Source organism: Myxococcus sp. CA005, from assembly GCF_006518205.1.
GTDB lineage: Bacteria > Myxococcota > Myxococcia > Myxococcales > Myxococcaceae > Myxococcus > Myxococcus xanthus.
In genome coordinates this window covers 68,048-94,580 of the sequence record NZ_SRLV01000007.1, presented here as the reverse complement: position 1 = coordinate 94,580, position 26,533 = coordinate 68,048, and the positions used below count along the sequence as shown (strand labels likewise).

3 protein-coding genes are annotated in these 26,533 nt (G+C 70.4%); all 3 read right to left on the bottom strand.

Annotated features, from left to right (window positions below; all coding sequences use genetic code 11):
- Window positions 1-3: 3 nt before the first annotated feature.
- From FMQ63_RS04805 to FMQ63_RS04795, 3 genes are read right to left on the bottom strand one after another with little or no spacing between them, the layout of a single operon-like run.
- Window positions 4-4,551, bottom strand: a complete 4,548-nt coding sequence (locus FMQ63_RS04805) for a non-ribosomal peptide synthetase (RefSeq protein ID WP_011554520.1) — start codon at window positions 4,549-4,551, stop codon at window positions 4-6.
- Window positions 4,548-10,988, bottom strand: a complete 6,441-nt coding sequence (locus FMQ63_RS04800) for a type I polyketide synthase (RefSeq protein WP_011554521.1) — start codon at window positions 10,986-10,988, stop codon at window positions 4,548-4,550. Before FMQ63_RS04800 ends, FMQ63_RS04805 begins: the two co-directional genes overlap by 4 nt.
- Window positions 10,985-26,533, bottom strand: a complete 15,549-nt coding sequence (locus tag FMQ63_RS04795) for a type I polyketide synthase (RefSeq protein ID WP_011554522.1) — start codon at window positions 26,531-26,533, stop codon at window positions 10,985-10,987. Before FMQ63_RS04795 ends, FMQ63_RS04800 begins: the two co-directional genes overlap by 4 nt.

Below are 26,533 nucleotides of genomic sequence, written 5' to 3'. Positions count from 1 at the left end.
AGCCTACCACCCAGCGGGAGCAGCCAGGAAGCCACGCTGCACCAGCGAGGAGAGATACGTCGAAATCAACGTGGCATCCACGGTCGGACACGACGTCCCTGTTCCTCCCAGCGCCTTCAGCGTGTGCCCGCTGTCGCAGACCACCATCCGCGGCCCACCCACGCTCCGGTCCTCGGGCGGCACCTGCTGGAGGAACAGGAGCAGGTCTCCCAGCTCACGGTCGGACGGCGCCGCGAGGCCGAGCTCCGCGAGCCACTCGTCATAGGGGAGCACGCGCAGCCCGTAGCCAAAGGCTCGCATGTGGCTCCACATCTCGTCCGCTCGCACGAACTGCGGGTTGACCAGGTGGAAGGTCTGACCAAGGGACTCGGGACGCAGGGACAGGTCCACGATGGCGCTGCTCACGTAGTCCACCGGCGTCACGTCCAGCAGCGCGTCCACGCTGGGCGCACTCCCCAGTTGGACGCAGCCCTTGAGGGTCCTGCACACCAGGTCGTCCGTGTTCCACGCACCCGTCCTGCTGTGCCCCGTCACCCGCCCCGGCCGGTGAATCGTCACAGGGAGTCCTCGCTGCGAGGCCTCACGCACGAGCTTCTCCGCCACCCACTTGCTCTGGGCATAACCGCCCACCAGGCTCGCAGCCGCTTCCAGCGGCTCATCCTCGCGGAAGGGAAGCTGGCGCCCCACGGGCAGCACCGACACCGTGGAGACATAGTGCAGCGGCTTGATGCGCGTGCGCACGCACAGGCGAAGAATCTCCCGCGTACCCAGCACGTTCGCCGCGCGCATCGACTCGTAGGGGTAGATGAAATTGACGAGCGCACCGTTGTGGTAGACGGCGTCCACCTCCTCCGACAGCCGCTGGAACTCCGCTTCCGACAGGCCCAGCAGGGGCTGGCCGATGTCCCCTCGGACAGGGACGATTCGCGACGCCAGGTCGTCGCGCCACAGCGAGTAGCTCTCCAGGTTCTTGCGAATCCGCTGCATCCCCTCCTGCTCCGACTTGGAGCGGACCAGGCAATGGATGCGCGCCTGCGTCTTCCGGCAGAGCTCCTCGAGCAGGAATGCGCCGAGGAAGCCCGTGGCGCCCGTCAGCAGCACGGCGCGCGCGGGCCCGGAGGTGGACGGAAGCGCCGTTCCCGGCAGCAGCCCTGCCTCCAGCACGGCGTCCGCCTCCAGCTCCGCCACCACGTCGTGGACCGGCAGCGAGCCCGTCTTCGCGGCCTCGATGGTGCGCGCCATCTCCTCCAGCGTCGGCGACTGCAACAGGGCCCTCAGCGGGATGTCCGCGCCCGACGCGGCCCGCGCGAGGACGAGCACCCGGTAGAGCAGCAGCGAGTGGCCTCCGAGCTCGAAGAAGTGGTCGTGCACGCCCACCTGCTCCACCCCAAGCACCTGGCGCCAGATGTCCGCCAGCGTGGCTTCCCCAGGCGTTCTCGGCGCGACGTGGGCCTTCGCCGTCCCGGAGCCCACACGGTCCGGCGCGGGGAGCGCGGCGCGGTCCACCTTCCCGTTCGGCGTGAGCGGCAAGGCCTCCAGGCCCACGAACACGAAGGGCACCATGTACTCGGGCAGCCGGGACTTGAGGTGGTCGCGCAGCGCACCCGGCTCGGGGGCCTTCCCGTCGCGGCCCACCACATACGCCACCAACTGCTTGTCAGCGCCCGGGCCTTCTCGCACGACGACGACCGCGTCGCGGATGCCTGGGTGCTCCTGCAGCGCCGCGCCAATCTCACCCAGCTCGATGCGGAAGCCGCGGAGCTTCACCTGGTGGTCCATCCGGCCCAGGTATTCGAGTTGCCCGTCCGGCAGCCACCTCGCCAGGTCTCCTGTCCGGTACAAGTGCGCGCCCGCGTCCCCGGCGAAGGGAGACGTGACGAACCGCTCCGCCGTCAGCTCCGTCCGGCCCAGGTAGCCCCGCGCGACACCATGCCCGCCGATGTAGACCTCGCCCGGCACCCCCACGGGCATGGGCTCCCGGTTCGCATCCAGCACGTAGACCTGGGTATTTCCAACGGGCCGGCCGATGGTCGGCGTCTCGCCCCGGTTCACACGGGTGAACGTGGAATAGGTCGTCGTCTCGCTCGGGCCGTAGAGGTTGAAGACATCTCTCACGTGGCCCAGGGCGTAGATGGAGTCAACCAGCGCTCCCGCCAGCGCCTCGCCCGCCAGGTTGACGATGGTGACCGACGCCGGCACCCCGCCCCCTCGCAGCAGCGCGCCCATCGCCGAGGGCACGGTGTTGACGAGCGTCACCTCCTTCGCCGCGGGCAGTTCGGGCAGCTCCAGCGCATTCTTCGCGACGATGACCTTCGCCCCACAGCACAGGGGCGTGAAGATTTCGAAGACGGACAGGTCGAAGCAGATGGACGTCGACGCCAGCGTCCCCGCCAACGACTCCGGCGAGAAGACACTCTGGGCCCACTGCAAGAAGGCCACGGCGTTCCGGTGGTCAATCATCACGCCCTTGGGCTTGCCGGTGGAGCCCGAGGTGTAGATGAGATACGCGAGCGAATCGGGCGTCGTGACACGCCCGGGGTTCACCTCCGGCTCGGCGCCGAGGGCGGCGGCATCCGCGTCCAGACACACCACGCGTGCCTCGGTGGCGGGAAGCCCCGGGAGCAGCCGTTGCTGCGTGAGCAGCACAGGCACCTGCGCGTCCTCGAGGATGAGCGCCAGCCGCTCCTTCGGGTAGGCGGGGTCCAGTGGCACGTAGGCGCCGCCGGCCTTGAGGATGGCCAACAGGCCGATGACGAGGTCCTCCGTCCGCTCGACGCAGAGCCCCACGCGCGCCTCGGGCCGCACGCCCAGCCGCCGCAGGTGATGGGCCAGTTGGTTCGCCCGGCGGTTGAGCTCGGCGTAGGTCAGCGTCCGCGTTCCGCTCACCACGGCCACGGCGTTCGGCGTCCGCTCCACCTGGGCCTGGATGAGCTCGTGCATGCACAGCGCCGGGACGCCGAGCACCGGGCCGTTCCAGGCCGTGAGCAGCCGCGTCCGCTCTTCCGTCGACAGCACGGGCAGCTTTGACAGGGGCGTCTCTGGTTTCGCGACGACGGCCTCCAACAACACCTGGAGGTGGCCCACCATCCGCTCCGCCGTCGTGGCGTCGAAGAGCTCGCGCGAGTATTCGAGCATGCCAGCCAGGCCCTGTTCGCCAGAGGCCAGGATGAGGGACAGCTCGAACTTGGCGACGCCTTCCACGCTGCCGTCAGGTGCACCGCCCAGGAATGACCAGCGCGTCCCGGGCAGGTCCAGCGTGGGCGCGGGGATGTTCTCCAGCGTGAAGCAGGCACGCACCAGCGGGTTGAGCCCGCCCTCACGCGATGCGCCGACCGCCTTCACCACTTCGCTGAAGGGCAGCGCCTGGTGGTCCTGGGCGTCGAGCACCGTCTTGCGCGCCCGGGCCAGCCACTGCGAAAAGGTCGGGTCTCCGGACACGTCACTCCGGAGCACGAGCGTGTTGGCGATGAAGCCGATGAGGTCCGGCGGCACGCTCCCCCGATTCGCGGTCACCGTCCCCACGCCGAAGTCGAGCTGTCCCGAGTAGCGGTGCAGGAGCGCGGCGAACGCGGCGTAGAGCACCATGAAGAGGCTGCACCCTTCACGCTGGCCGAGCTCGCGCAGCGCCTCGCTCAACCCGGGCGAGAAGGCCACGGGCACGGTCGCACCCCGGTGGCTGGTGGCGCTGGAGACACCACGGTCCACGGGGAGCTGAAGTGGCGGCAGTCCCTGGAGCTTCTCCTTCCAGAAGGCCCGCTCCCGGCCGCCAGCGGCCCCCGCCAGCCAGGCCTGCTCACGCAGGGCCGACTCGGCGAACTGCATGGACACGGGTGGCAAGGCCGCGGCCTGTCCCCGTACGAAAGACGCGTAGAGCGCCGACAGCTCCCGGACGAAGACGCCGAGCGACCAGCCATCCGTGATGATGTGGTGCTTCGTCACGAAGAGCGCGGAGTCGTCGGCGTCCAGGGACACCAGCGTCACGCGGAACAGGGGGCCCTGGGCCAGGTCGAAAGGCTGCTGGGCCAGCGCCTCCGAGCGCCGTTGGACCTCCTCGTCGCGCTGCGCCTCCGTCAGCCCCCGCACCTCCACGACGCTCAGCGTCGCGCCCACGTCGGGCGGCGCGATGACCTGCCTTGGACTTCCGTCCACCTCCGGGAAGGCCGTCCGGAGGACCTCGTGCCGGCGGACCAGCTCGTCCAGGCTCCGGCGCAGCGCCACCGTGTCCAGCGCGCCGTGTACCCGCAGCCCCAGGTGGACGTTGTACTGCGCGGTGCCCGGTGACAGCCGGTCCAGGAACCAGAGCCGCTCCTGCCCGCTGGACAGCGGGATGACCTGGGGCCTCGTGACGGGCCGCTCAGGGCCGCTGCCCACCTCGTCGTGCGCGGTGTGCTTGCGCAGGAACGCGAGGATGTCAGCCTTGTTCGCCGCCAGCTCGGTCCGCAGCTCCGGCGTGAGGACGGCCTTGCCCGCCTCCACCACCAGCTTGTCACCGTCGACACGCAGGCGAACGCCCCTGGCCGCGAGGGTGCCCAACAGCTCCCGTACACTCATAGGACGAAGACCTCGTTGTCGTTGGTTGCGGCCGCCTCTGCCTGGATTGCGAGAGTCTCGGCCAGGGCGCGGTCCATGACTTCACTCTGGAGATGCGCACAGAGCGCATCCAGCGTCGGGTGCTTCCAAATCAGTGACGCCGGGAGCGACAGCCCCAGTCCCGACGCCAACCGGTTGCGCAGCTCGAGCCCCATCAGCGAGTCGAGTCCGAAGCCTTGGAGCGGCGCTTCGGCGTCGATGCGCGCGGAGTCGAGCCGGAGCACCCGGCCCAGCTGCTCGCGAACGAACTTCTCCAGCGCCACCCGCGCGTCCCGAGGTGTCGCCGTCCGCAGGGCTTCGAGCAGCGCCACATCCCGGGCGGCCTGCGCGCCCTCCCCCGCGCTGGCCGGGACGAGCTCCGACAGCCAATGCGAGGACTTCGCTCGCGGATAGAACTCCACCCACTTGCGGAGGTCGAGCGGCATGACCGCCATCTGCGTCACGTCGCCATCCAACAGCCGGCCCAGGATGACGTTGCCTTCCGCGGGCGTCAGACTGTCGGAGCCCCGCTGAGCCAGGCGCTCTCCCCGGTTGGACTGCGCGGCGGCCAGACCGACCTCGGAGAAGGGTCCCCAGTTGATGCTCAGGCCCGGCAGCCCCAGCACCCGGCGGTGATGGGCCAGCGCGTCGAGGAAGGCATTGGCCGCCACGTAGTTTCCCTGCCCGGGTGCGCCGAACAGGGAGGCCGCCGACGAGTACAGCACGAAGAAGTCGAGCGGCAGGTCGCGCGTCAGGACATGCAGGTTCCAGCCCCCGAGGACCTTGGGCGCCATCACCCGGCGGAAGCGCTCCACCGTCTGCTGCGACAGGACGCCGTCGTCCAGCACACCCGCCGCGTGGATGACGCCTCGCAGCGGTGCTCCACCCTCGGCGATCTCCGCGAGGACCCAGGCCAACTGAGGCCGGTCGGACACATCCGCCGCCATCACCCGCACGCGCGCCCCCTCCGCTTCGAGCGTGGCCACGTCCGCCTGTTGCGCTGGTGTCAACGAGGCGTCACGCCCAAGGAGGACGAGGTGCCGTGCGCCCTGCTCCACCATCCACTTCGCCACCGCGAAGCCCAGTCCTCCCAGGCCACCCGTCACCAGGTACGTCCCATCCGCGCGGAGTCGCCGAGCCGCCGTGGCCGGCACCACCACGCGTGCCCCGGGATGATTCAGGGTGAGCGTGCTCACCTCCTTCACGGTGGAGGGCAGGCCCCCGGCCTCGGAGGCGTCCTTCACCTCGCGCCACAGCCGGGCGAACCGGTCGGGCTTGCGGCGCGCGAAGGTGTGCACGTCGACCACGCACCACGCGACGTTCGCATCCCCGGCCGAGGGCGCTTCGGACGTCCCTCGCAGGTCGATGACGCGAGCCCCCTCCGCCAGCACGGCGAGGCTCGGATTGAGGCCGACAGCGCCCGGCGCGATGACGGCCAGGTCCAGCCCTCGGCCTCCCGTCGCATCCAGCAGTCCCGTGGCGAATGAGGCGTCCGTGGGGTCCACGACGTGGGCGGCGCCGAGCTCCAGCAGGGAGGCCCGCTGGTCATCCGTCGTGGCTTCGGCGAAGACCTCCGCCCCCATGCGCCGTGCCAGTTGGATGGCCGTTCGCCCGAGTCCGCTCGAAGCCCCGAGGACCCATACACGGTCTCGCTTCTCCAAGCGTCCCAGGTGGAACAGGCCGTACCAGACAGGCAGCACCGTCGCTGCCAGCGCCGCGGCCTCTTCATGCGACGACGAGGGCGGACGCGGCGCGGTGTGCCCAACGGGCACGCACAGGTGTGACCCGAGGCCCGACGTCACGAGCGCGATGCGCTCCTCGCCCACGGTGACGTCCTTCACGCCCTCTCCCACAGCCACGATGCGCCCACTGCATGCGGTGACACCTGCTTCGTCCCAGCGCTCCGGGCTCGACGCCCCGCCGAGCCCCGGACGCGCCGCCACTTCGACTTCGAGTTCGACCTCTCCAGGCCCCGGCGGACGGCGGGCCGCGGACCGGTACTCCTGGCGCCCCTGAGCATCACGCTCGACCCGGAAGGACTGGCCCTCGGCGGGGACCATGGCCTCATGGGAGGCCCTGCCGGGTGTGCCACGAACGATGCGGCCGACATGTCGCCCATCAGGCCGGAGGGAGATTTCCTCCTCCGCGTCCGCCACGAGCAACTCACGCACCAGCGCGCCGGTGGCGTCCTCGGTGCGCATGACCGCGGACACGTCCACCCGTGTGCACTTCAGCTCGGCGTGCTCCTGCGCGAGCGTGCGCCCCAGGCCCCACAACGGCGCCTGCACGACGTCCGAAGCGGAGCGGCTGTCCGAACCATGGTGGACCCCCTTCGTGACCATCCACAGACGTGGCGGACTCGACAGGCCCAACCGGGAGAGCCCCTGCACGAGGTGCAGCACGCCGCCACAGCTCATCAACGGGTCCACGTCGCCCGATTCCAGGCCCGTCAGGTGAATCACGCCGCGCGCAGCGGCTCCCTTGCCGAACGTCTCCGCCAGCACCTCATCGAAGGCCATCGGCGACGACACGTCCACGGTACGGCGGCCCGGCTTGGAGCCACCCAGGTCGATACGGGTGACTTCGCCCTGGCGCGCGCGGAGCTGTGACTCCACCGTGTCCGCCAGCTCGCTGCCATCCGTGATGAGCAACCAACTTCCGCCCGCCTCGGCGCCCTGTGCGGGGAGCTGATCGACGGAGGGGGCATGGCGCCACGTCTGGGCGAAGTAGAGGTCCCGGCCCTCCGCATCCGCCACGGGAGCATCCAGTTGCTGAACCCGCAGCCCCAGCGCCTCCAGCAGCAGCGTGCCGGACGCATCGCGCAGCACGAGGTCGAACTCGTAGACGCCCCGGCGCGTGCCCTCAAGTGTCCGCATCCGGACGTGGCAGAAGCCCTCCGTCGGGGGCGGTGCGTGAAGCCGCAGGTTCTCGAGCGCCACCGGGACGGCGGGCCCCACGTCCTGTGGCATGTCCTCCGGAGGCACCGCGGCGGACACCAACTGGAAGCAGGCGTCGAGCAACGCGGGATGGATTCGATACGCCGAGGCCCGAGCGGCCAATGACTCCGGCAGGCGGAGGTGGCCGAGCGCCTCCCCTCGCCCTCGCCAGACCTGCTGCACGCCCTGGAACGCGGGCCCGTAGGCCACGCCGTTGCGTGCCAGCGTCTCGTAATGCGCCGCCTGGGTCAGGACGTCGGGGCAACGCTCGCGGATGGCCTCCAACGATTCGGACGCCTGCCCCGCCTGCCCTGCGTCCAAGAGGCGGAGCCTGCCCACGACGTGCGTCATCCACCCCGCTGCTTCCGCCTTCTGGCTCGACAGCTGAAACGTGAGGGTGCGGCCCTGCTCGCCGTGCAGCGCCAGTTGGACGGTGCGCTCCTGGCCCTCGGGCAGGAGCAGCCCCTCCTTGAAGGAGGTGTCGACCAGCTCGTGCGCGGTGCCTCCCGACATCGCATGCGCCGCGGACAGCGCCATCTCCAGATAGGCCGCGCCCGGCACCACCACCGAGCCCGCCACGCGATGGTCCGCGAGGAACGGGGGCTCGCTCGCGCTCAGTGTGGATTCCCAGAAGCGGGTCTCCTGCTGCACGGAGGTCGTGAAGGAAACACCCAGGAGCGGATGGGCACCCGCCCCTGCTCGCACGAAGCGGCCTCCCGCTGCACGCGTGGGCCTCAGCTCCAGCCAGTGCCGTTCCCGCTGCCAGGGATACGCCGGCAGTGCGACTCGCCGCCGCTTGTCCGGATGCAGCCGGAGCCAGTCCACGCGGTCCACTCGGGTGGCCAGCGCGCCCAGTGACGCGAGCAGTGACGGCCACTCCTCCTGTTCCCGGAGGAGGCTCGGGACGACCAGGCCACGGCCGGAGGCGTCGCCTTCCCGCAGCATCGCGTCCACGAAGGGCACCAGGATGGGATGCGGGCTCAGCTCGATGAACAGGACGTTCCCGTCCTGGATGAGACGCTGCACCGCGTCCGCGAACAGCACGGGCTGCCGCAGGTTGCGCACCCAATACGCGGCGCTCAACTCCCGGCCGTCGATGGGGGCGCCCGTCACCGTCGAGTAGAGCGGCACCGTGCTTCCCGTCGGACGGATGCCAGCCATCCGCTCCAGCAAGTCCTGCCGGAGCGGGTCCATCTGGGGGCTGTGGGACGCCACGTCCACCTTCACCCAACGACAGAAGACCTCGCGCTTCTCCAGGCGCTCCAACACCTCCTTCAGCGCCGCCGGGTCTCCCGAGAGCACCGTGGCCTTCGGGCCGTTGCTGACGGCGATGGCAATCCGGTCCTCCGCGCCCCGAATCTCCGCCTCGGCCTGTTCGCGTGAGAGGTCCACCACCGCCATGGCGCCCTGGCCGCTGACCCGCCGGAGCAGCTTGCTGCGCTCGCAGATGATGCGCGCGGCGTCGTCCAGCGACAGCGCCCCCGCGACGTGGGCCGCGGCGACCTCGCCCATGCTGTGCCCCACCACCGCGTGCGGCTCCAGGCCCAGTGAACGCCACACCGCCGCGAGCGACACCTGCAAGGCGAACAGCGTCGGTTGGATGACGTCGATGTCATTCCAACGCGGTTGCTGACCGGGGTTCGTCAACAGCTCGCGCAGCGACCAGTCCGTGTAGCGGCCCAGTGCATCGTGGCACCGGTCGATGGCCTCACGGGAGGTCGTGTCCTGGGCGTACAGTTGCCGTCCCATGCCGAGCCACTGCGAGCCCTGGCCGGGGAACACGAAGACCACCTTCTGGCTGTTGCTCCGGCGCCCCACGGACAGACCGGGGTGACTCTCTCCGGCGGCGAACGCGTCGAGCTGCGCGACCAGCTCCTGGGGAGACTTCGCCGCGAGCGCGAGCCGGTGGTCATGGTGCGTACGGCACAGGGCCGCCGTGTAGCTGAGGTCCGCGAGCGTTCCCACGTCCTCGCGCTTCAGGAACGTGCTCCACGTCCGGGCCAGGTCGGCCAGCGCTGGCGCCGTCTTGGCGGACAGGACGACGAGCTGCGCGGTATCGACCTCGGAAGCGGCGGGCGTGGCCGCGGGTGCGGGGGCTTCCTCCAGCACCACGTGCGCGTTGATGCCACTCAGTCCGAAGGAGCTCACCCCCGCGATGCGCCGCCCCTCGTGGGCCGGCCAGGGGATTCGCTCGACGGGGACACGCGCGGGGATGCGGTCCCATTCCACGTGGGGATTGGGCGTGTGGAAGTGCAGGTGCGGCGGTATCTCCCGGTGCTGGAGCGACAGAATCGTCTTGATGACGCCGGCGATTCCGGCCGCCGGCTCCAGGTGGCCGATGTTCGTCTTCACCGAGCCGATGAAGAAGGGCCGGTCCTCCGGACGTCCCTTGCCCAGCACGGCTCCCAGCGCCCGGAGTTCTATGGGGTCGCCCAGCGGCGTGCCCGTGCCATGGGCTTCGATGTAGCCCACGAGGGCCGGCGGCACGCGCGCGTTCTCCAGCGCCTTCGACACGACAGCTTGCTGCGACGGTCCGTTGGGCACCGTCAGTCCGCCGCTGGCCCCGTCATGATTGACGGCGGAGCCACGAATCAACGCGAGGATGTCGTCGCCATCGCGCTGCGCGTCCGACAGTCGCTTGAGCACGAGGATGCCGCACCCCTCCCCGCGCACGTACCCGTCGGCCGCCGCGTCGAAGGTCTTGCAGCGGCCGTCGCTCGCGAGCGCCTGCATGCTGCAAAGGCAAATCGTCGTCTCAGGGGACAGGATGAGATTGACGCCGCCCGCGAGCGCGAGATTGGACTCGCCGCGCCGGAGGCTCTCGCAGGCCAGGTGGAGCGACACCAGTGATGACGAGCACGCCGTGTCGATCGGCATGCACGGCCCCTGCAGGCCCAGCACGTAGGAGATGCGCCCCGGGACGAAGCTGTAGCCGTTGCCCGTCGCCATGTACCCGTCGAAGCGGGTCGCGTCGTCTTCCTTGAGCAGGCGTGCCATGTAGTCGCTGGACATCACGCCCATGAAGACGCCCGTCTTGCTGCCCATGAGCTGACCGGGCGCCACGCCCGCGTTCTCCAGGGCCTCCCACGCCACTTCCAGGGCGATGCGCTGCTGTGGGTCCAGGCTCGCCGCTTCGCGCGGCGCGATGCCGAAGAACTCGGCGTCGAAGTGCTCCACGTCATCGAGGAAGCCACCGCGGGTGCCGTACATCTTCCCCGGCATCCCGCGCGTCGCGTCGAAGTAGCCCTGCACGTCCCAGCGGGACTCGGGCACCTCGCGCAGCGCATCCACGCCGTCTCGAAGGATCCGCCAGTACGACGGTCCATCGACGGCACCACCGGGGAAACGGCAACCCATGCCGATGACGGCGATGGGCTCGGTCCGGGCGCGTTCCACCGCATCGAGGCGGGCTTGCATCTTCTCCACGAGCAACGCGGCGCGCTGCAACGCGGAGGGTTCAGCTGACTTTGGCGAGTTGCTCATGTTCCTTCTTCCATCAGTGCGGCGAGCTTCGCTTCGAGCGAGGCGGCAAGCTCATCCGGCGACAGCTCCATGATTCGATCGAGAAGCGCCGTGTCCTGAGCCGCTCCCTGTCCTTCCGCGGCCGGCTGCGGCTCCTGGCCGAAGACTTCGCCCAGCAGGTAGGCCGCGATGGCCTCCGCCGTCGGGTAGTCGAAGACGAGCGTCGAAGGCAGCGACGCACCGACCGTCTTCTGCAGCCGGTTGCGCAGCTCCAGCGCCATCAACGAATCCATGCCCACTTCGAACAGCCGCTGCCGTGGCTCCAGCGGCGTGGATGCATCCAGGCCGAGCACCCTCACCGCCGCGTCCAGGACGTGCTCCAACAGCAGCGCCATGCGCTGGCGGGGTTCCGCGGTGTCGAGCCGGCGCCGCAACTCCGAGGCCGACGGGCCGTCCGCCTCGGGCTCGGCACGCACCTGCCCTGCCACGTCGGCGAGCAGCGTGGGCGCCGCCCCCCGGGGGAACTGCGCCAGGTAGCGCGACCACTGCACCTGCAACAGGGTGAGTTGCGGCTGCGCACGGCTGAAGGCCTTGCCGAAGGCCTCCAGCGCCTCGGCCGGGGTGAAGGCCTCCACACCTTGCGCCTGGTAGCGGGACGCGAGCTCCGCGGCCATGCCCACCTCGGCCCAGGGTCCCCAGTTGATGCTCAGCGCCGGAAGTCCCAGGGCACGCCGGTGATGCGCCAGCGCGTCCAGGAAGGCATTGGCCGCCGCGTAGCTTCCCTGCCCCGGCGCGCCCAGCAGGGACGACGCCGACGAGTACAGGACGAAGAAGTCGAGCGGCTTGCCCTGCGTCAGCGTGTGCAGGTGCCACGCCCCGTCTACCTTGGGCGCGAGCACCCGGGTGAACCGCTTCCAGTCCTGTTGCAGGAGGACGCCGTCATCCAGCACGCCCGCCGCGTGGACCACGCCGCGCAGAGGCGCCAGCTTCTCCGCTTCATCCAAGGTGCGACGGACGTCCTCCTGCTTCGACGCGTCCGCCTGGAGCACAAGCACCCTCGCGCCCGCCGTCTCCAGCGCGCGGATGGCCTCTTGCGCTTCCGGCCTGGGGGCGCCGCGTCCGATGAGCACCAGGTTCCTGGCGCCCTGCTCCACCATCCAGCCGGCCAGCGCGAGGCCCAAGCCGCCAAGCCCGCCCGTGAGCAGATAGCTCGCTTCGGGGTTCAGGCGCGGCAACTCCGTCCGCGCCACGTCCCGCGAGGCGCGAAGGCGGGCCACGTGCCGTTGCCCTTCGCGAATCACCACCTGCCGCTCACCGTCGGTGGCGCCCAGTTCGCGCCAGATGGCGGCGGCCGCGTCACCCGGCACAGAGGAGGGCTCCAGGTCGATGAGCGCGCCAGCGAGCTCGGGGTGCTCCTGCGAGAAGACGGCGCCCAGGCCCCAAAGAGGGACCTGCTCCATCGCCAGCGGCGTAGGACGCGTGTCGAGCGCGCGAGCGCCCCGTGTCACCCACCAGATGCGCGCGGTGAAGGCGGAGTTCGCCAGCGCCTGGGCCAGGGACAGCGCGCTGCCCGCTCCCAGTTGGTGCGCCTCTCGCAGGGCACCCACATCCTCGCCACCGGGCCCACGCAGCGCCCAGAGGTGGACGATGCCGCCCAGGGACTCGCCGGGCAGCACCGCCTCCTGGAGCAGCCGCGCGTAGTCCTCGGGCCGCTGGGCATCCAGCGTGAAGCGCCCTTCACCATGACGGACGAACGCCGCTCCCGGATGGACCAGCACCGGACGGCCGCCTTGCTTCAGGATGCGCTCCGCGAGCGCCTCCGCGGTGCCCGAGGTGTCAGCGAACACAATCCAGCAGCCGGCTTCGGGCGAAGCCTCGGGCACGGGCTGCGGCTTCCAGCCCAGTTCGTAGAGGGAGTCCCGCTGGCCGTGGCGCAGCACCGCCATCAGTGCCTCTCGCGGCGCTCGCTTGTGCTTCAGCCCCTCAATCTCGATGAGCACCTGACCATCCGCGTCGACCACCAGGACGTCGCCGGTGATGACCTCGCCCACCGCTTCCTCCGCGTCCCGTCGCACGGCGTAGGCCCAGACGGGTCCGGTCGGCTGCGCGTGGAATCGGAAGCGCTCCACGGAAATGGGGACGTAGACGGTGCTCAGCATCGCGTCCTCGCGGATGAGGTCCGTTCCCATCGCCTGCAGGAACGAGTCGACCAGTCCCGGATGGACGTACAGGCTCCGGTCATCCAGGTCCGTGGGCAGGCGCATCTGACACAGCGCCTCACGGCCCCCACTGTGGATGCGCTCAATCCAGCGGAACGCGTGCCCCAGGTTGAAGCCGATGTCCCAGTTGCGCTCGTAGAGCCCTCCGTCGAGCTGACGCGCGCAGCGGGCCTCGATGTCCTTCCGCGAGAGGGGCTCGGGACGGGCGGGGCCGTCTCCCACCACCAGCGTTCCCGTGCCATTCAGCAGCCATCCCTCGGTCTCCTCGTCGGCGGTGGCGGAGAGGCTGTAGAGCTCGAAGTCGTACCGGCCCTGTCCCTTGGGCGCGAGCACGAGCTGGACGAGCTGTTCCTCGTCGTCCGCGAGCACGATGGGCTGCGAGAAGACGCACTTCTCGATGGTGTACGGCCCCGCTCCGAACGACTGCGCCGCCGTCGCGATGATGCGCGCGATGTGGCACGAGCCGGGCACGACGATGGTGCCGTAGAGCCGGTGGTCCTCCAGGAACGGCAGCGACTGCGCGCTGTAGCGTCCCTCGAAGACCAGCGACTTGCTCAAGGGCGAGCGCACCCGCTGACCGACGAGCGCCTGCGCGGTGGTATGCGTAGAGGCCGTGCGGGGCGTCTTGAGGGCATCCAGCCAGTGCCGCTGGTGCTGCCACGGATAGACGGGCAGCGCGACACGGGCGCGGTGGCGCTCGCCATTCAGCGCGCTCCAATCCACATCCACGCCCTGGGTGTAGAGCGCGGCCAGGCTGGAGAGAATCTGCGCCTGCTCGGGCTGTCCCTTGCGCAGCGACGGCAGCCAGCTGCCCGCGTCGTCCCCAAGGCCCTTGAGCGCCATGCCCATGAGCGTCGGATGCGGGCCGACCTCGACGAAGACGGTTCCCCCCAATGCCCGCAGCGCCTTGAGTCCGTCGTGGAAACGCACGGCCTCTCGGACGTGGCGGCGGAAGTACCCGGCGTCGAGCACCGTGCCCTCCTCGAGCACCTGCCCCGTGACGTTGGACGCCAGGTGGATGCGCGGCGCCCGGAAGGTGAGGTGTCCCGCCGCCATCTCGAACGCATCCAGCATCGGCTCCATCAGCGGCGAGTGGAACGCGTGGGACACGGTGAGCCGCCGGACCTTGAGGCCCTGCGTCTGGAACGCGGAGGAGAGGGCCTCCACTGCCTCACGTTCACCCGCGATGACGGTGTCCGCGGGCCCGTTGACCGCGGCAATCGACACCCGGTCCGCGTACGGAGTCAGCGCTTGCGCGACGACCGCCTCGCTCGCCGTGATGGACACCATCTCCCCATTGCGAGGCAGCTCTTGCATGAGCCGCGCGCGCCTGGTGATGAGCCGGAGCGCGTCCTCGAGTTCCAGCACCCCTGCCACACACGCGGCCACGTACTCACCCACGCTGTGCCCCAACACCGCCCAGGGCTCGACGCCCCAGGAGCGCCACAGCTCCGCCAAGGCGTACTCCAGCGCGAAGAGCGCCGGCTGCGTGTACCCGGTGTCGTCGATGCGCGCGTCCGCCCCGTGCATCACGGAGAGGAGTGAGTCGCTCCACTCACCCTCGAGCAGGGCATTGCACCGGTCCAGGGCCGCGCGGAAGACAGGCTCCGTTTCGTACAACTCACGGCCCATGCCCGCGTACTGCGCGCCCTGTCCCGTGAAGACGAAGACGACCTTGGGCTCCTCCCCCTCGAATCGGTGCTGGGCCAGCCGGGGGACTTCCTCCCCTCGGGCGAAAGCCTGCAGCCGCTCCCGGGCCTGCTCCGCCGTCTCCACCACGAGCGCCATGCGGTGAGAGAACGACGTGCGCTGCGTGTTCGCCGCGTGGGCGACATCCGCGAGCGACAGCTCCGGCCGCTGAGCGATGTGCTCCCCGACTCGGACCGCGAGCTGCGCGAGCGCCCCCTTCGTCTTCGCCGACAGCGCGAGCACCTGCGCGCCGCGCTCGGCCTGCGCCTTGGCGGGCTCCGGCCGAGGCGCCTCCTCCACGACGATGTGCGCGTTGGTGCCGCTCAAGCCGAAGGCGCTGATGCCGGCGATTCGTGGACGCGCCCGCTCCGGCCAGGCGGTGACTTGCGTCGGGATGTCCAGCGGGAAGCCGTTCAGCTCGATGTGCGAGTTGAGCTTCTTGAGGTGCAGGTGCGGCGGAATCACGCCGTGCCGGTGCGCCAGGACGACCTTGATGAGCCCGGCGATGCCCGCCGCGGCCTCCAGGTGGCCAATGCTGGTCTTCACCGAGCCCATCAGCAGCCGCTGCTCGGGCGTGCGCCCCTCGCCGAGCACGTTGGCCACGGCGCGGACCTCGATGGGGTCGCCGAGCGACGTGCCCGTGCCGTGCGCCTCGATGTAGTCCACGTCCGAGGGGGCGACGTTCGCGTTGGCCAGGGCGGCGCGGAGGACCTGCTGCTGGGCATCCCCGTTCGGCACGGTGAGCGCGCTGCTCGGACCATCGTGATTGACGGCCGAGCCACGGATGACGGCGAGGATGTCATCGCCATCCCGCTGTGCATCCGACAGGCGCTTGAGGACGACCATGCCGCAGCCTTCGCTGCGCACGTAGCCGTCGGCGGATTCGTCGAACGTCTTGCACCGGCCGTCCGCAGACAGGGCCCGGAGTTGCGCCAGGTAGATGGTGGAGTGCGGCGCGAGCGTCATGTTGACGCCGCCCGCCAACGCCAGGTTCGCCTCGCCACCACGCAGGGCCTGGCAGGCGAGGTGCACCGCCACCAGTGACGACGAGCACGCCGTGTTGAGGCTCATCGCCGGCCCCTGGAAGCGGAGCAAGTAGGCCAGCCGACCCGCGGCGAAGCTCGCGTCGTTGCCGGTGGCGATATAGGCGTCACCCGCCGCCGACGCGCTCCCCACGCCGTTGAGCATCGCGTACTCGTTGCTGCCGATGCCGACGAACACCCCCGTCTTGGTGTTGGCCAGCCGCGCGGGCGCGAGCCCCGCGTGCTCCAACGACTCCCAGGCGACCTCCAGCAGCAGACGCTGCTGTGGGTCCATGTTCGAGGCCTCGCGAGGCGCAATCCCGAAGAACTGGGCATCGAACTGGTCGGCGTCGTCCAGGAAGCCGCCCCAGCGCGTGTACGTCTTGCCAGGGACGCCCGGCCGCGCGTCGTAGTAGTCGTCTACCTTCCAGCGCGAGGCGGGGACCTCGCGGATGGCATCCACGCCGCCCTCCAGCAGCTTCCAGAAGGCGTCCGGACCCGAGGCCTGTGGGACACGGCAACCCATGCCGATGATGGCAATGGGCTCCGTCGCGTTGCTGACGACGCGGCTTGTCTCCTCCTTCGCCTCCACATCCAGCCGGAGCACGTCCTTGAGCAGATACGTGGAGAGGGCCAGGACGGTCGGACGGTCGAAGGCGATGGTGGACGGGACCTGGACACCGAAACGCGCCACCAGTCGCCGACGAAGCTCCACGGCGGTGATGGAGTCCATACCCGTGTCGAAGAAGCCCTGCTCCAGCTTCACCGCCGCGCTGGAGGCGAAGCCCAGCACCCGGGACACCTCCTCACGCACCCACGACGTCACCAACTCCTTGCGCCGCGCGGGCGTGGCGTTGCGCAACTGCGCCAGCGTCTCGCTGCCGTCCACCGGTGCCACCGGCGTGGGCATGGAGGGAGCACCGAGCACCTCCAGGAGCGGCCGGGGCGCCCGCGATTCGTACACGGACTTGAAGCGGCTCCAGTCAATCTGCGCCACGCTCCGCTGCGTCACGTCCATGGCGAGCAGCGCTCCGAGCAACTGGAGCCCGCCCTCCACGGTGACGCCGCGCACGCCGATGCGCTCGAACCAGCGCAGTCCTTCCTCAGCGACCATGCCTTCGGCCGCCCACGGCCCCCAGTTGATGCTCAGCGCATGCTGGCCCCGCGCGCGGCGGTGGTGCGCCAGCGCATCGAGGAACTGGTTACCCGCGGCGTAATGCCCCATCTGCGCCGAGCCCCACACGGCCGAGCCCGACGAGAAGTAGACGGTGAAGTCCAGGTCCAGCCCCTGCGTGAGCTGGTGCAACACCCAGCCACCCGCCACCTTCGGGCGCAGGATGGCAGCGAGCAATGCCGCGTCCATGGCCTCCAGCGATACCTGCGTGGAGACTCCCGCGGCGTGAATGACGCCCTTCAGCGGAGCCGGTCCCCGCTGGACGGCGTCGATGACCTCCGACATGCGCGCCACATCCGCCACATCCGCGCTGAGGGCGTGGACAACGGCGCCCTCCGCTTCCATGGCTTCGATGGCGGAGACCTGCCGGCCCACATCATTGTCGCGGGGAATGGCGGCCCACGCGTCGCGGCTCGGCAGTCCCTTCCGGCCCAGCAGCACAAGGTGCCGCGCGCCCTGAGAGACGAGCCAGCGTGCCACGTGGAGTCCCAATCCGCCCAGGCCACCCGTGACGAGGTACGTCGCATCCGCGTGAAGCGTGAGGCGGGCATCGCCAACGACAGGCGCCGAGGGAACCAGCCGAGCCACGTGACGGGTGCCATCGCGGAGCGCCGCCTGGTCCTCGCCATCCGCTCCGGACAGCTCGCGCCACAGCGCTTCCACCTCGCCCTGCGGCACGGCGGGGTCCAGGTCCAGCAAGCCGCCCCAGACCTCCGGGTGCTCCAGCGCCAGGACACGGCCCAGGCCCCACAGCGGCGCCTGTACGGGCGAGCCGCTCGTGACGTTGCCCACCGGCTGGGTCCCCCGCGTGCACAACCACAACCGGGCGCCGCTCGCGGACGGTGACTTCACCAGCGCCTGCACCAGGCGCAACGCCGCGTGGACGCCTCGTTTCTGCGCGGACTCCACCTCCGCGAGCGTGGGCTCCGCGCCGGACACGGTATCCGCGCCCCACAGGTGCACCACGGCCTTCACCGGGCCCACGTCCTGGAGCAATTGCGCGTAGTGCTCCGCGTTGTCCGGGTGGATGGACCGCACCTTCTGGCCTCCGACGGCCGCGACCTCTCCGGGGACGACCAGCCAGCACGGTTCGCCCAGGGCGTCCAGATGGGCCGCCAGCGCGGCACCAACGCCCTCACGGTTCCCGAAGACGATCCAGGTTCCCTCGCCCCTGGGCGCACGCGGCGAAGGCGCCCCCCGCTCACGCGCGTGCCAGGTGATGTCGTAGACCCAGCCACCCGGACTTTGGACATTCGACGTGTCCGCGCTCCGGGCCACGGAGGCCCGGGTCAGCGTCTTCACGGGGGCATCGTCAATCCAGTACCGCGAGCGCTGCCACGGGTAGAGCGGCAGCGACGCGAGACGGCCTCCCTCCGGGAAGATCCGACTCCACTCCACGGGGTAGCCCTTCACGTGGAGCCCGCCCAGCGCGCCCAGCATCACCGTCTGGCCAGCCCGCCCCTTGCGCAGTGACGGCACCGCCGCGCCTTCCAGCTCACGGCGTCGCAGCGCCTGCTCCACGTACCGGCCTAGCGCGGGCTGAGGCCCCAGCTCGACGAAGAGCCGGTGCCCTTGCGCCAGTAGCGCTTCCACGGCCGCTGAGAACCGCACGGGCACTCCTACGTTGCGCGCCCAGTACGCCGCGTCGAGTGCCGTGCCGTCGATGGCCTCGCCACTCACCGTGGAGAACATCGGGACGGACGTCGGCCGCGTTTCGATGTGGCCCAGGACCTGGGTCAGCTCGGCCTGAAGCGGTGCCATCTGATAGCTGTGGAAGGCGTAGTTGACGCCCAGGTCCCTCGTGGCGACACCTCGGGCACGCAGTGTTTCGAGCACCGCTCCGAGCGCCGCCGGTTCACCCGACAAGACGACGCTCCGGGCGTCGTTGATGGCACCCACCGACAGCCGGCCCACGTAGGGCACCAGCTCGTGCTGAGCCTCGTCGGGCGACAGTTCGACGGAGGCCATGCGGCCCTGCCCCGTCGCCTTCTGCATGATGCGGCTGCGGTGCGCCACCAGCCGAGCGGCCTCGGGCAGGCTCAGCGCTCCAGCCACATGTGCCGCGGCCACCTCGCCCACGCTGTGCCCCACGACCGCGGACGGGACGACGCCCAGTGCACGCCATGCGGCCGCGAGCGCGACCTGGATGGCGAAGATGGCGGGCTGGGCCACCTCCGTCTCCTCCAGACGGGACTCGGGCCCGTCCGCCATCAGCGCGTCGATGATGGAGTTCCGGGTGTGCGGGGCCAGCGCCGCGTCCACGTCACGCAACGCGGCGGCGAAGTCTCCGTTGCTCGCGAAGAGGTCACGCCCCATGCCCTGCCACTGGGAGCCCTGGCCTCCGAAGACGAAGACGACCTGTTCCCGGCGCCCCTCCGCGACGCCCGTCGTCAGATACGGCGGTGCCCCGCCTTCGAGGAACGCCAGGAGCTGCTCGCCCCACTCCGCCGCCGTACAACCGGCCACCGCGAGCCGGTGTTCGTGGGGGTTGCGCCGCAGCGCAGCGGTGTAGGCCAGGTCTTCGAGCCGAGGCGCCGCGTCCCCAGGTTGAACCAGGAGTGTGTGGTACGAGCGAACCAGGGCTCGCAGCGCGCCCTCGCTCCTCGCGGACAGCGTGAGCAGCCGCGCGGCGGTCTGGGTGGCCTCGGGCGCGGGCGAAGACGCGGGGGCCTCTTCGACAATCACGTGCGCGTTCGTCCCGCTGATGCCGAAGGAACTCACCGCCGCGTAACGGCGCCGCTGGGAGACAGGCCACGACTGTTGCTGCATCGGGATGGCGAAGGGCGTGTCCTCGATGGAGATGCGAGGGTTGAGCGCCTTGAAGTGCAGGTGCTTCGGAATGGCCTCGTGCCGGAGCGCGAGCAGCACCTTGATGAGGCCCGCCATGCCGGCCGCTGCCTCCAGATGACCGATGTTCGTCTTCGCGGAGCCGAGGAAGCAGCGCGAGGCATCCTCGCGCCGGTGGCCATACGTCTCCCGAAGGGCCTCCACCTCTATCGGGTCGCCGAGCGGCGTGCCGGTGCCGTGGGCTTCGATGTAGCCAATGTCCTTGGGCGACACCTGGGCCGCTGCCAGTGCCTCGCGAATCAGGGCCTGCTGCGACAGGACGTTGGGCGTCGTCAGGCCGGTGGAGCCACCATCCTGGTTCACCGCCGATGCGCGAATCACGCCCAGAACGTTGTCTCCGCTGGCGAGCGCATCGGAGAGCCGCTTCAGCACCACGACGCCGCAGCCCTCACCCCGGACGAAGCCATTCGCCCGCGAGTCGAAGGTCCGGCAGCGCCCATCCGGAGACAGCGCCGTCAGCTTGGAGAGCCAGGAACTGGGCCGCTGCGACAGGAGCAGGTTGACGCCGCCCACGAGCGCCGCGTCGCACTCGCGATTGCGCAGACTCTGGCCGGCCAGGTGCAAGGCCACCAGCGAGGACGAACAAGCCGTGTCCACCGACATGGCCGGCCCCCGCAGGTCCAGCAGGTACGAGAGCCGCCCGGCAATCACGCTGTTGGAGCAGCCGATGACGGAGTAGACGTCGCCCTCCACGTCGCGCTCCGCCTGGAGCATCGCGTAGTCATTGCCGCAGACGCCGACGAAGACGCCCGTCCGAGTGCCCGACAAGCGCGCCTTCGGCAGGCCCGCGTCTTCCAGCGCCTCCCACGCGACCTCGAGCAGCAAGCGCTGCTGCGGGTCCATTGCCACGGCCTCACGTGGCGCAATCCCGAAGAACTCCGGGTCGAAGCCATCCACCCGGTCCAGGAAGCCACCCCAGCGCGTGCCCTTGTGCTCCGCCGCGTCCGTGCTGCTCTTCCAGCGGTCAGCGGGCACCTCGCGGACTGCGTCCACGCCTTCGCTCAGCAGCCGCCAGTACGCCTCCGGGTCATTCGCGCCGCCCGGGAAACGGCAGCCCATGCCGACGATGGCGAGCAGTTCGGGGCCCTGCGCCGTCGTCCCCACCGCCGGAACAACCTGCGCCTCCTTCACCACCGGACGCACCGTGACGCGCGACTCGACGTCGAGGACGGGCTCCAGCTTGCCGAACAGGTGCGCCGTCAGCGTCTGCACCGTGGGATAGGCATAGGCCAGCGTCGCGGACAGCGTGAGCTTCAGCCCGGACTCGAGCCGGTTGCGCAGCTCCAGTCCGGTCAGGCTGTCCATTCCGAGGTCGCCAAACGGCTGCTCGGGGTCGATGCGCGCCGGCTCCATGCGGAGGATGCGTCCCAGTTGCTCACGCAGGTAGCCCTCCAGCAATCCCCGCCGCTGGGAAGGCTCCGCCGCCGCGAGCATCTCCCGCGCGGTCCCCTTGCGCGAAGCCGGCGTGCTCACCCGCTCCTGCATCAGCGCGGAGAGGAAGGGCGACTGCGCCGCGCTCAGGTAGAACTCGCGCCACTGCCGCAGGTCGAGCGGCACCACGGCCACCTGCGCGGCCTCCTTCGCCAGCAGGCGCCCCAACGCATCCAGGGCTTGCGCTGGCGGCATGTTGCCCACGCCGCGCAAGGCCAGGCGGTCGCCCCGGTTCGTCGCCACCGCGGCCAGGCCCACGTCGGCCCAAGGGCCCCAGTTGACGCTCAACGCTGGGAGTCCCGCCGCACGCCGGTGGTGCGCGAGCACATCCATGAAGGCGTTGGCCGCCGCGTAGTTGCCCTGTCCCGGCGAGCCGAGCATCGACGCGGCGGAAGAGAACATCACGAAGAAGTCCAACGGACGGCCCAGCGTCTGGGCATGCAGATTCCACGCGCCCTGGACCTTCGGCGCCAGCACCGTGCGGAACCGCTCCGCGTCGAGCTGCGCGAGCACACCGTCGGCGATGACACCCGCCGCGTGGACGATGCCGCGCAGCGGCGGCAGCTCCGCATCCATCGAAGCCAGCAGGCGCGTCACGTCGTCGGCGCGGGTGACGTCCGCCGCGTAGACGCGCACATCGGCGCCGCTCGTCCGGAGTTCGCCCAGCGTCCGGTTCGCCTCGTCGGTAGGCGCGCTCCGGCCGGTGAGCGCCAGGTGCCGGGCGCCCCGTTGAATGAGCCACTTCGCCACTTCCAGCCCGAGCCCGCCCAGGCCGCCGGTGATGAGGTACGTCCCCTCCGCCGAGAGTTCACGGGGCTCCGCCGCCTTCCCACCAGCGACACCCCGACCCAACCGGGCGACGTGGCGCTGACCGCCGCGCAGCGCAATCCGGTCCTCCGCGCTGTCCGCGAGGAGTTCCGCGGCCAGCGACGTGACTTCCTCGGGGGACGGCTGCGCGCTCAGGTCCACATGAGCGCAGCGAAGCTCCGGGTGCTCATGGGTGATGACTGACGCGAGGCCCGCGAGAGGAGCAGCCGCCGGAGCACCCGGCGCCGAATCCCGGGCGAGGACGTGCAGACCCGACGTCACCAGCCACAGGCGCGGTGCGTCGCGCCAGCCCCGCTGGGCCCACGCCTGGAGCAGGGACACGACGCTGGTCCCGCTCAGCGTCACGGCCTGCTCGAAGGTCTCTGGCTCCGCCACGCTGGACGCCACGTCGAGCCCGTACAGGTGCACCATGCCCTTGCACGGCGACTGCTCGCTGAAGGCGTCTCGGAGGAGCGCCTGGAAGTCCTCCAGGCGCGACGGGTTGACGCGATAGTGGTCTTCGGAGAGCCGCGCGTAGGCAGCCCCCGCCTCCACCACGACGCTGACCTCGGCGTGCTCCGCGAGCTGCCGGGCCAAGGACTGTCCGACGCCACGCGCATCCGCGAAGACGAGCCACCGGCCCGCACCCCGCCCAGCCACGGCATCCTCCCGAGCCACGCGAGGCTGCGGCTGCCACTGGACGGAGTACGTCCAGCGGTCCACGTCATCGACGGGCTGGCTGCCCGCGGAGACCTTCTTGCAGACCAGCCGCTGCACCTCCGCCACCACCCGTCCCTGGTCATCCAGGAGGGTGACGTCGCACTCGATGGCGCTCGCCCCCGAAGCGGCCCCATTGACGATGCGGACGTGACTCCAGAGCGCGGCCTCCGCCGGAGCCAGGGCGCGCAGCCGGGAGAAGGACGAAGGGACATACACGCCGCCTTCGCCGTCCACGCCTCCCAACGCCGCCGCCAGGACCTGGAAGCAACCGTCGAGCAACGCGGGGTGCAGGCTGTACCGGGCGTCCTCTGCCGTCCGCTCGCCCGCGAGCTGCACGCGGCCCAGCGCCTCACCCTCCGCGCGGTAGAGCTCCGTGATAACGCGGTAGCTGGGGCCATAGTCCAGGCCGATGTCGCGAAGGCCCTGGTAGTGCGCATCCACCGACACCGGGGTACTCAGCCGCGCACGCAACGCCTCCAGTCCAGCGGGCTCCGCGATGGCCGAGTCGCCCTGGCGAAGGGTGCCTTCCGCGTGGAGCGTCCAGTTCAACTCATCCGACGGCGTCTCCCGAAGCACGGGCGCGCTGAAGAGCCGGAACGCGTGCGGACCTGAACGCTCCGTGGAGAGCCACAACTGGAGCACCCGTTCCTCGTCCTCCGGGAACGCCATGAGCGCGCTGAAGCTCACCTCCTCCAGGGATACGGGCGCCCCCAGCGTCTGTCTGGCCGCGCTCAGCGCCATGTCGGCCATGGCCGCCGCGGGCAAGGCGGGCACACCCTGGACGCGATGCTCCGACAGCAGCGGGAAGTGCTTCGGGCCCAGTTGCACCTGCCACAGCCGGGAGACATCCCCCTGCGCGGACAGGTCGATGCGCTCACCGATGAGCGGATGCCCCGAGGTGGACCTCGACGTCCGCGCTGCACGAGACACGGACTCCATCCAGAAGCGCTCGCGCTGCCAGGGATACGTGGGCAGCGGCACGAGCTGGCCCTTGCTCGGGTACAGCCGGTTCCACGCAACGCGGTGGCCCGTCGCGTAGAGGGCGCCGAGCGAGGACAGCATCGTGTGCCGTTCGTCCTCTCCACGGCGAAGGGACGCCAGCACCACGCCCTCCGCGTCCGCGGCGCCCAGGGTCTGCTCGACGGCCGGGAGCAGCACGGGGTGCGGACTCACCTCGATGAACACGGAGTGCTCGCTCGCCAGGAGCCGCCGTGTCGCCGCCTCGAAGCGCACCGGGAGGCGGAGATTGTTGCCCCAGTGGGCGGCGTCCAGCTTCGTACCATCCAGGAACTCACCCGTCACAGTGGAGCAGACGGGCACCTGCGCGGCACGCGGGGAGATGCGCGCCACGCGGCCCTCCAGTTCGCGGCTGATGACCTCCACCAACGGCGTATGCGAAGGCACGTCCATCTTCACCCAGCGGGTGAAGACACCGCGCTGCCCCAGCGCCGCGACTGCCTCCTGGAGCGCTTCCGGCGCCCCCGACAGCACCTGCGACCGGGGGGCATTCAGTCCGCCCAGCCAGAGCTTGCCGCTCCAGGGACGGATGGCCTCCTCTGCCTCCTCCACCGACAGCTCGACCAGCGCCATGGTCGCGCCTCGGCCGCCCAGGCTCCGCATCAGCTTACTGCGGTGGCAGATGATGAGGCAGGCATCCTCCAGGCTCAGCGCGCCAGCGACGTGCGCGGCGACGACCTCGCCCATGCTGTGCCCCATCACCGCGTCGGGCTCGATGCCCCACGAGCGCCACAGGGCTGTCAGCGCTACCTCGACGGCGAAGAGGACCGGCTGGTTGATGTCGATCTCCGCCAGGCGCGAGCGCTGCTCGTCCGCGGCGATTTCGTCGAGCACGCTCCAGCCCAGATGGGGCCGCAGCGCCAGGTCCACCTGGACGAGCGCGTCCCGGAACACCGGCTCCTGCTCCATCAGTGCCCGGCCCATGCCTGCCCGCTGCGCGCCCTGCCCCGGGTAGACGAAGACGACCTTCCGGCGAGCGCCGAACGCCTTGCGCCCCGTCCAGGTGCCCTCGGGCAGCTCGCCTCGCGCGAAGGCCCGGAGCCGCTCCACCGTGCGCTCGGGGGCGTCCGCCAGCACCGTGAGCCGGTGGGTGTGATGCGTGCGGTGGGACGACGCCGTGTAGCAGACGTCAGAGAGGCTCGCCGCCCCACCGCGGCCCAGGCGCTCCGCATGACGCTCAGCGAGGGACTGGAGGGCTTCACGGCTGCGCGCGGACAGGGGCAACAGCTCCGGCCGCTGTGGCAGCGCCTCCTTCGCCGCCGGAGCGGGCGCCTCTTCGAGGATGACGTGGGCGTTGGTGCCGCTGATGCCGAACGAGCTGACGCCCGCGCGGCGGGGCTGTCCGGCGGCCGTCTCCCAGAGGGTGAGCCGCGTGGGGATGGTGAGCGCGCTGCCCTCCATCTGGATGCGCGGGTTCACCTGCTTGAGATGCAAATGCGCCGGGATGCGCTGGTGACGCATCGCGAGGACGACCTTCATGATGCCCGCCACGCCCGCCGCGGACTCCAGGTGTCCCAGGTTCGTCTTCACCGAACCGATGCCACACACGCCACCATCCGCGCGAGGCGCACCGTACGTCTCGCGCAGCGCCTCCACCTCGATGGGGTCACCGATGGGCGTCCCGGTGCCATGCGCCTCCACATAGCTCACCTGCTCCGGCTTCAGCCCCGCGCTGTCCAACGCCTGGCGGATGAGGGCCTGCTGCGAGAGCACGTTGGGCGTGGTGAGCCCTGTCGACTTGCCATCCTGGTTGATGGCCGAGCCGCGAATCGTCGCCAGGATGTGGTCGCCGTCCGCGAGCGCATCCGACAGCCGCTTCAGCACGACGATGCCGCAGCCCTCGCCACGGGTGAAGCCGTTGGCGGAGGCATCGAACGCCTTGCTCCGGCCGTCCGGTGCGAGTGCCTGGAGCTTGGCCACGAGCTGCACGGACTGCGGCGAGAGAATCAGGTTCACGCCACCAGCGAGCGCCATGTTGCACTCGCGCGCCCGCAGGCTCTGGCAAGCCAGGTGGAGCGACACGAGCGAGGATGAGCACGCCGTGTCCACCACCAGGCTCGGGCCCTGGAAATTGAAGAGATAGGACAGGCGGCCGGAGAGGACACTGGCGGCAACGCCCGTGGCGCTGAACGCATCACCTGTCTCCGGCTGCTCCACCTGCATGCAGTGGTAGTCGTCATTGCAGGCGCCGATGAAGACGCCGCTGCGGCTGCCCGACAGCTTATCGACGTCCAGGCCCGCGTCCTCGAGCGCCTCCCACGCCACCTCCAGCAGCAGGCGCTGCTGGGGGTCCATCCGCACGGCCTCGCGGGGGGAGATGCCGAAGAAGCCCGGGTCGAAGCCGTCGACCGCGTCCAGGTAGCCGCCCCAGCGCATCGCGCCTTCCGTGAGGCCGGAGACGTCCTCCCGAGGCCAACGGTCGAGCGGAATCTCCCGCACGGCGTCCACGCCCCCTTCGAGCAGACGCCAGTACGCCTCCACGTCGTCCGCCTTCGGGAAGCGGCACGCCATGCCCACGATGGCGATGGGCTCCTTCGCGGCGCCCTCCACGGCATTCAGCCGCGACTGCATCTTCTCCAGCGCCACCAGCATGCGCTTGGCGGGAGACAGCTCGTTCGACTCGTCAGTGCGATTTGCCAT

Coding starts and splice junctions, on each gene's coding strand:
- FMQ63_RS04805 (WP_011554520.1), bottom strand. CDS start 4,551: ATGAGTGTACGGGAGCTGTTGGGCACCCTCGCGGCCAGGGGCGTTCGC.
- FMQ63_RS04800 (WP_011554521.1), bottom strand. CDS start 10,988: ATGAGCAACTCGCCAAAGTCAGCTGAACCCTCCGCGTTGCAGCGCGCC.
- FMQ63_RS04795 (WP_011554522.1), bottom strand. CDS start 26,533: ATGGCAAATCGCACTGACGAGTCGAACGAGCTGTCTCCCGCCAAGCGC.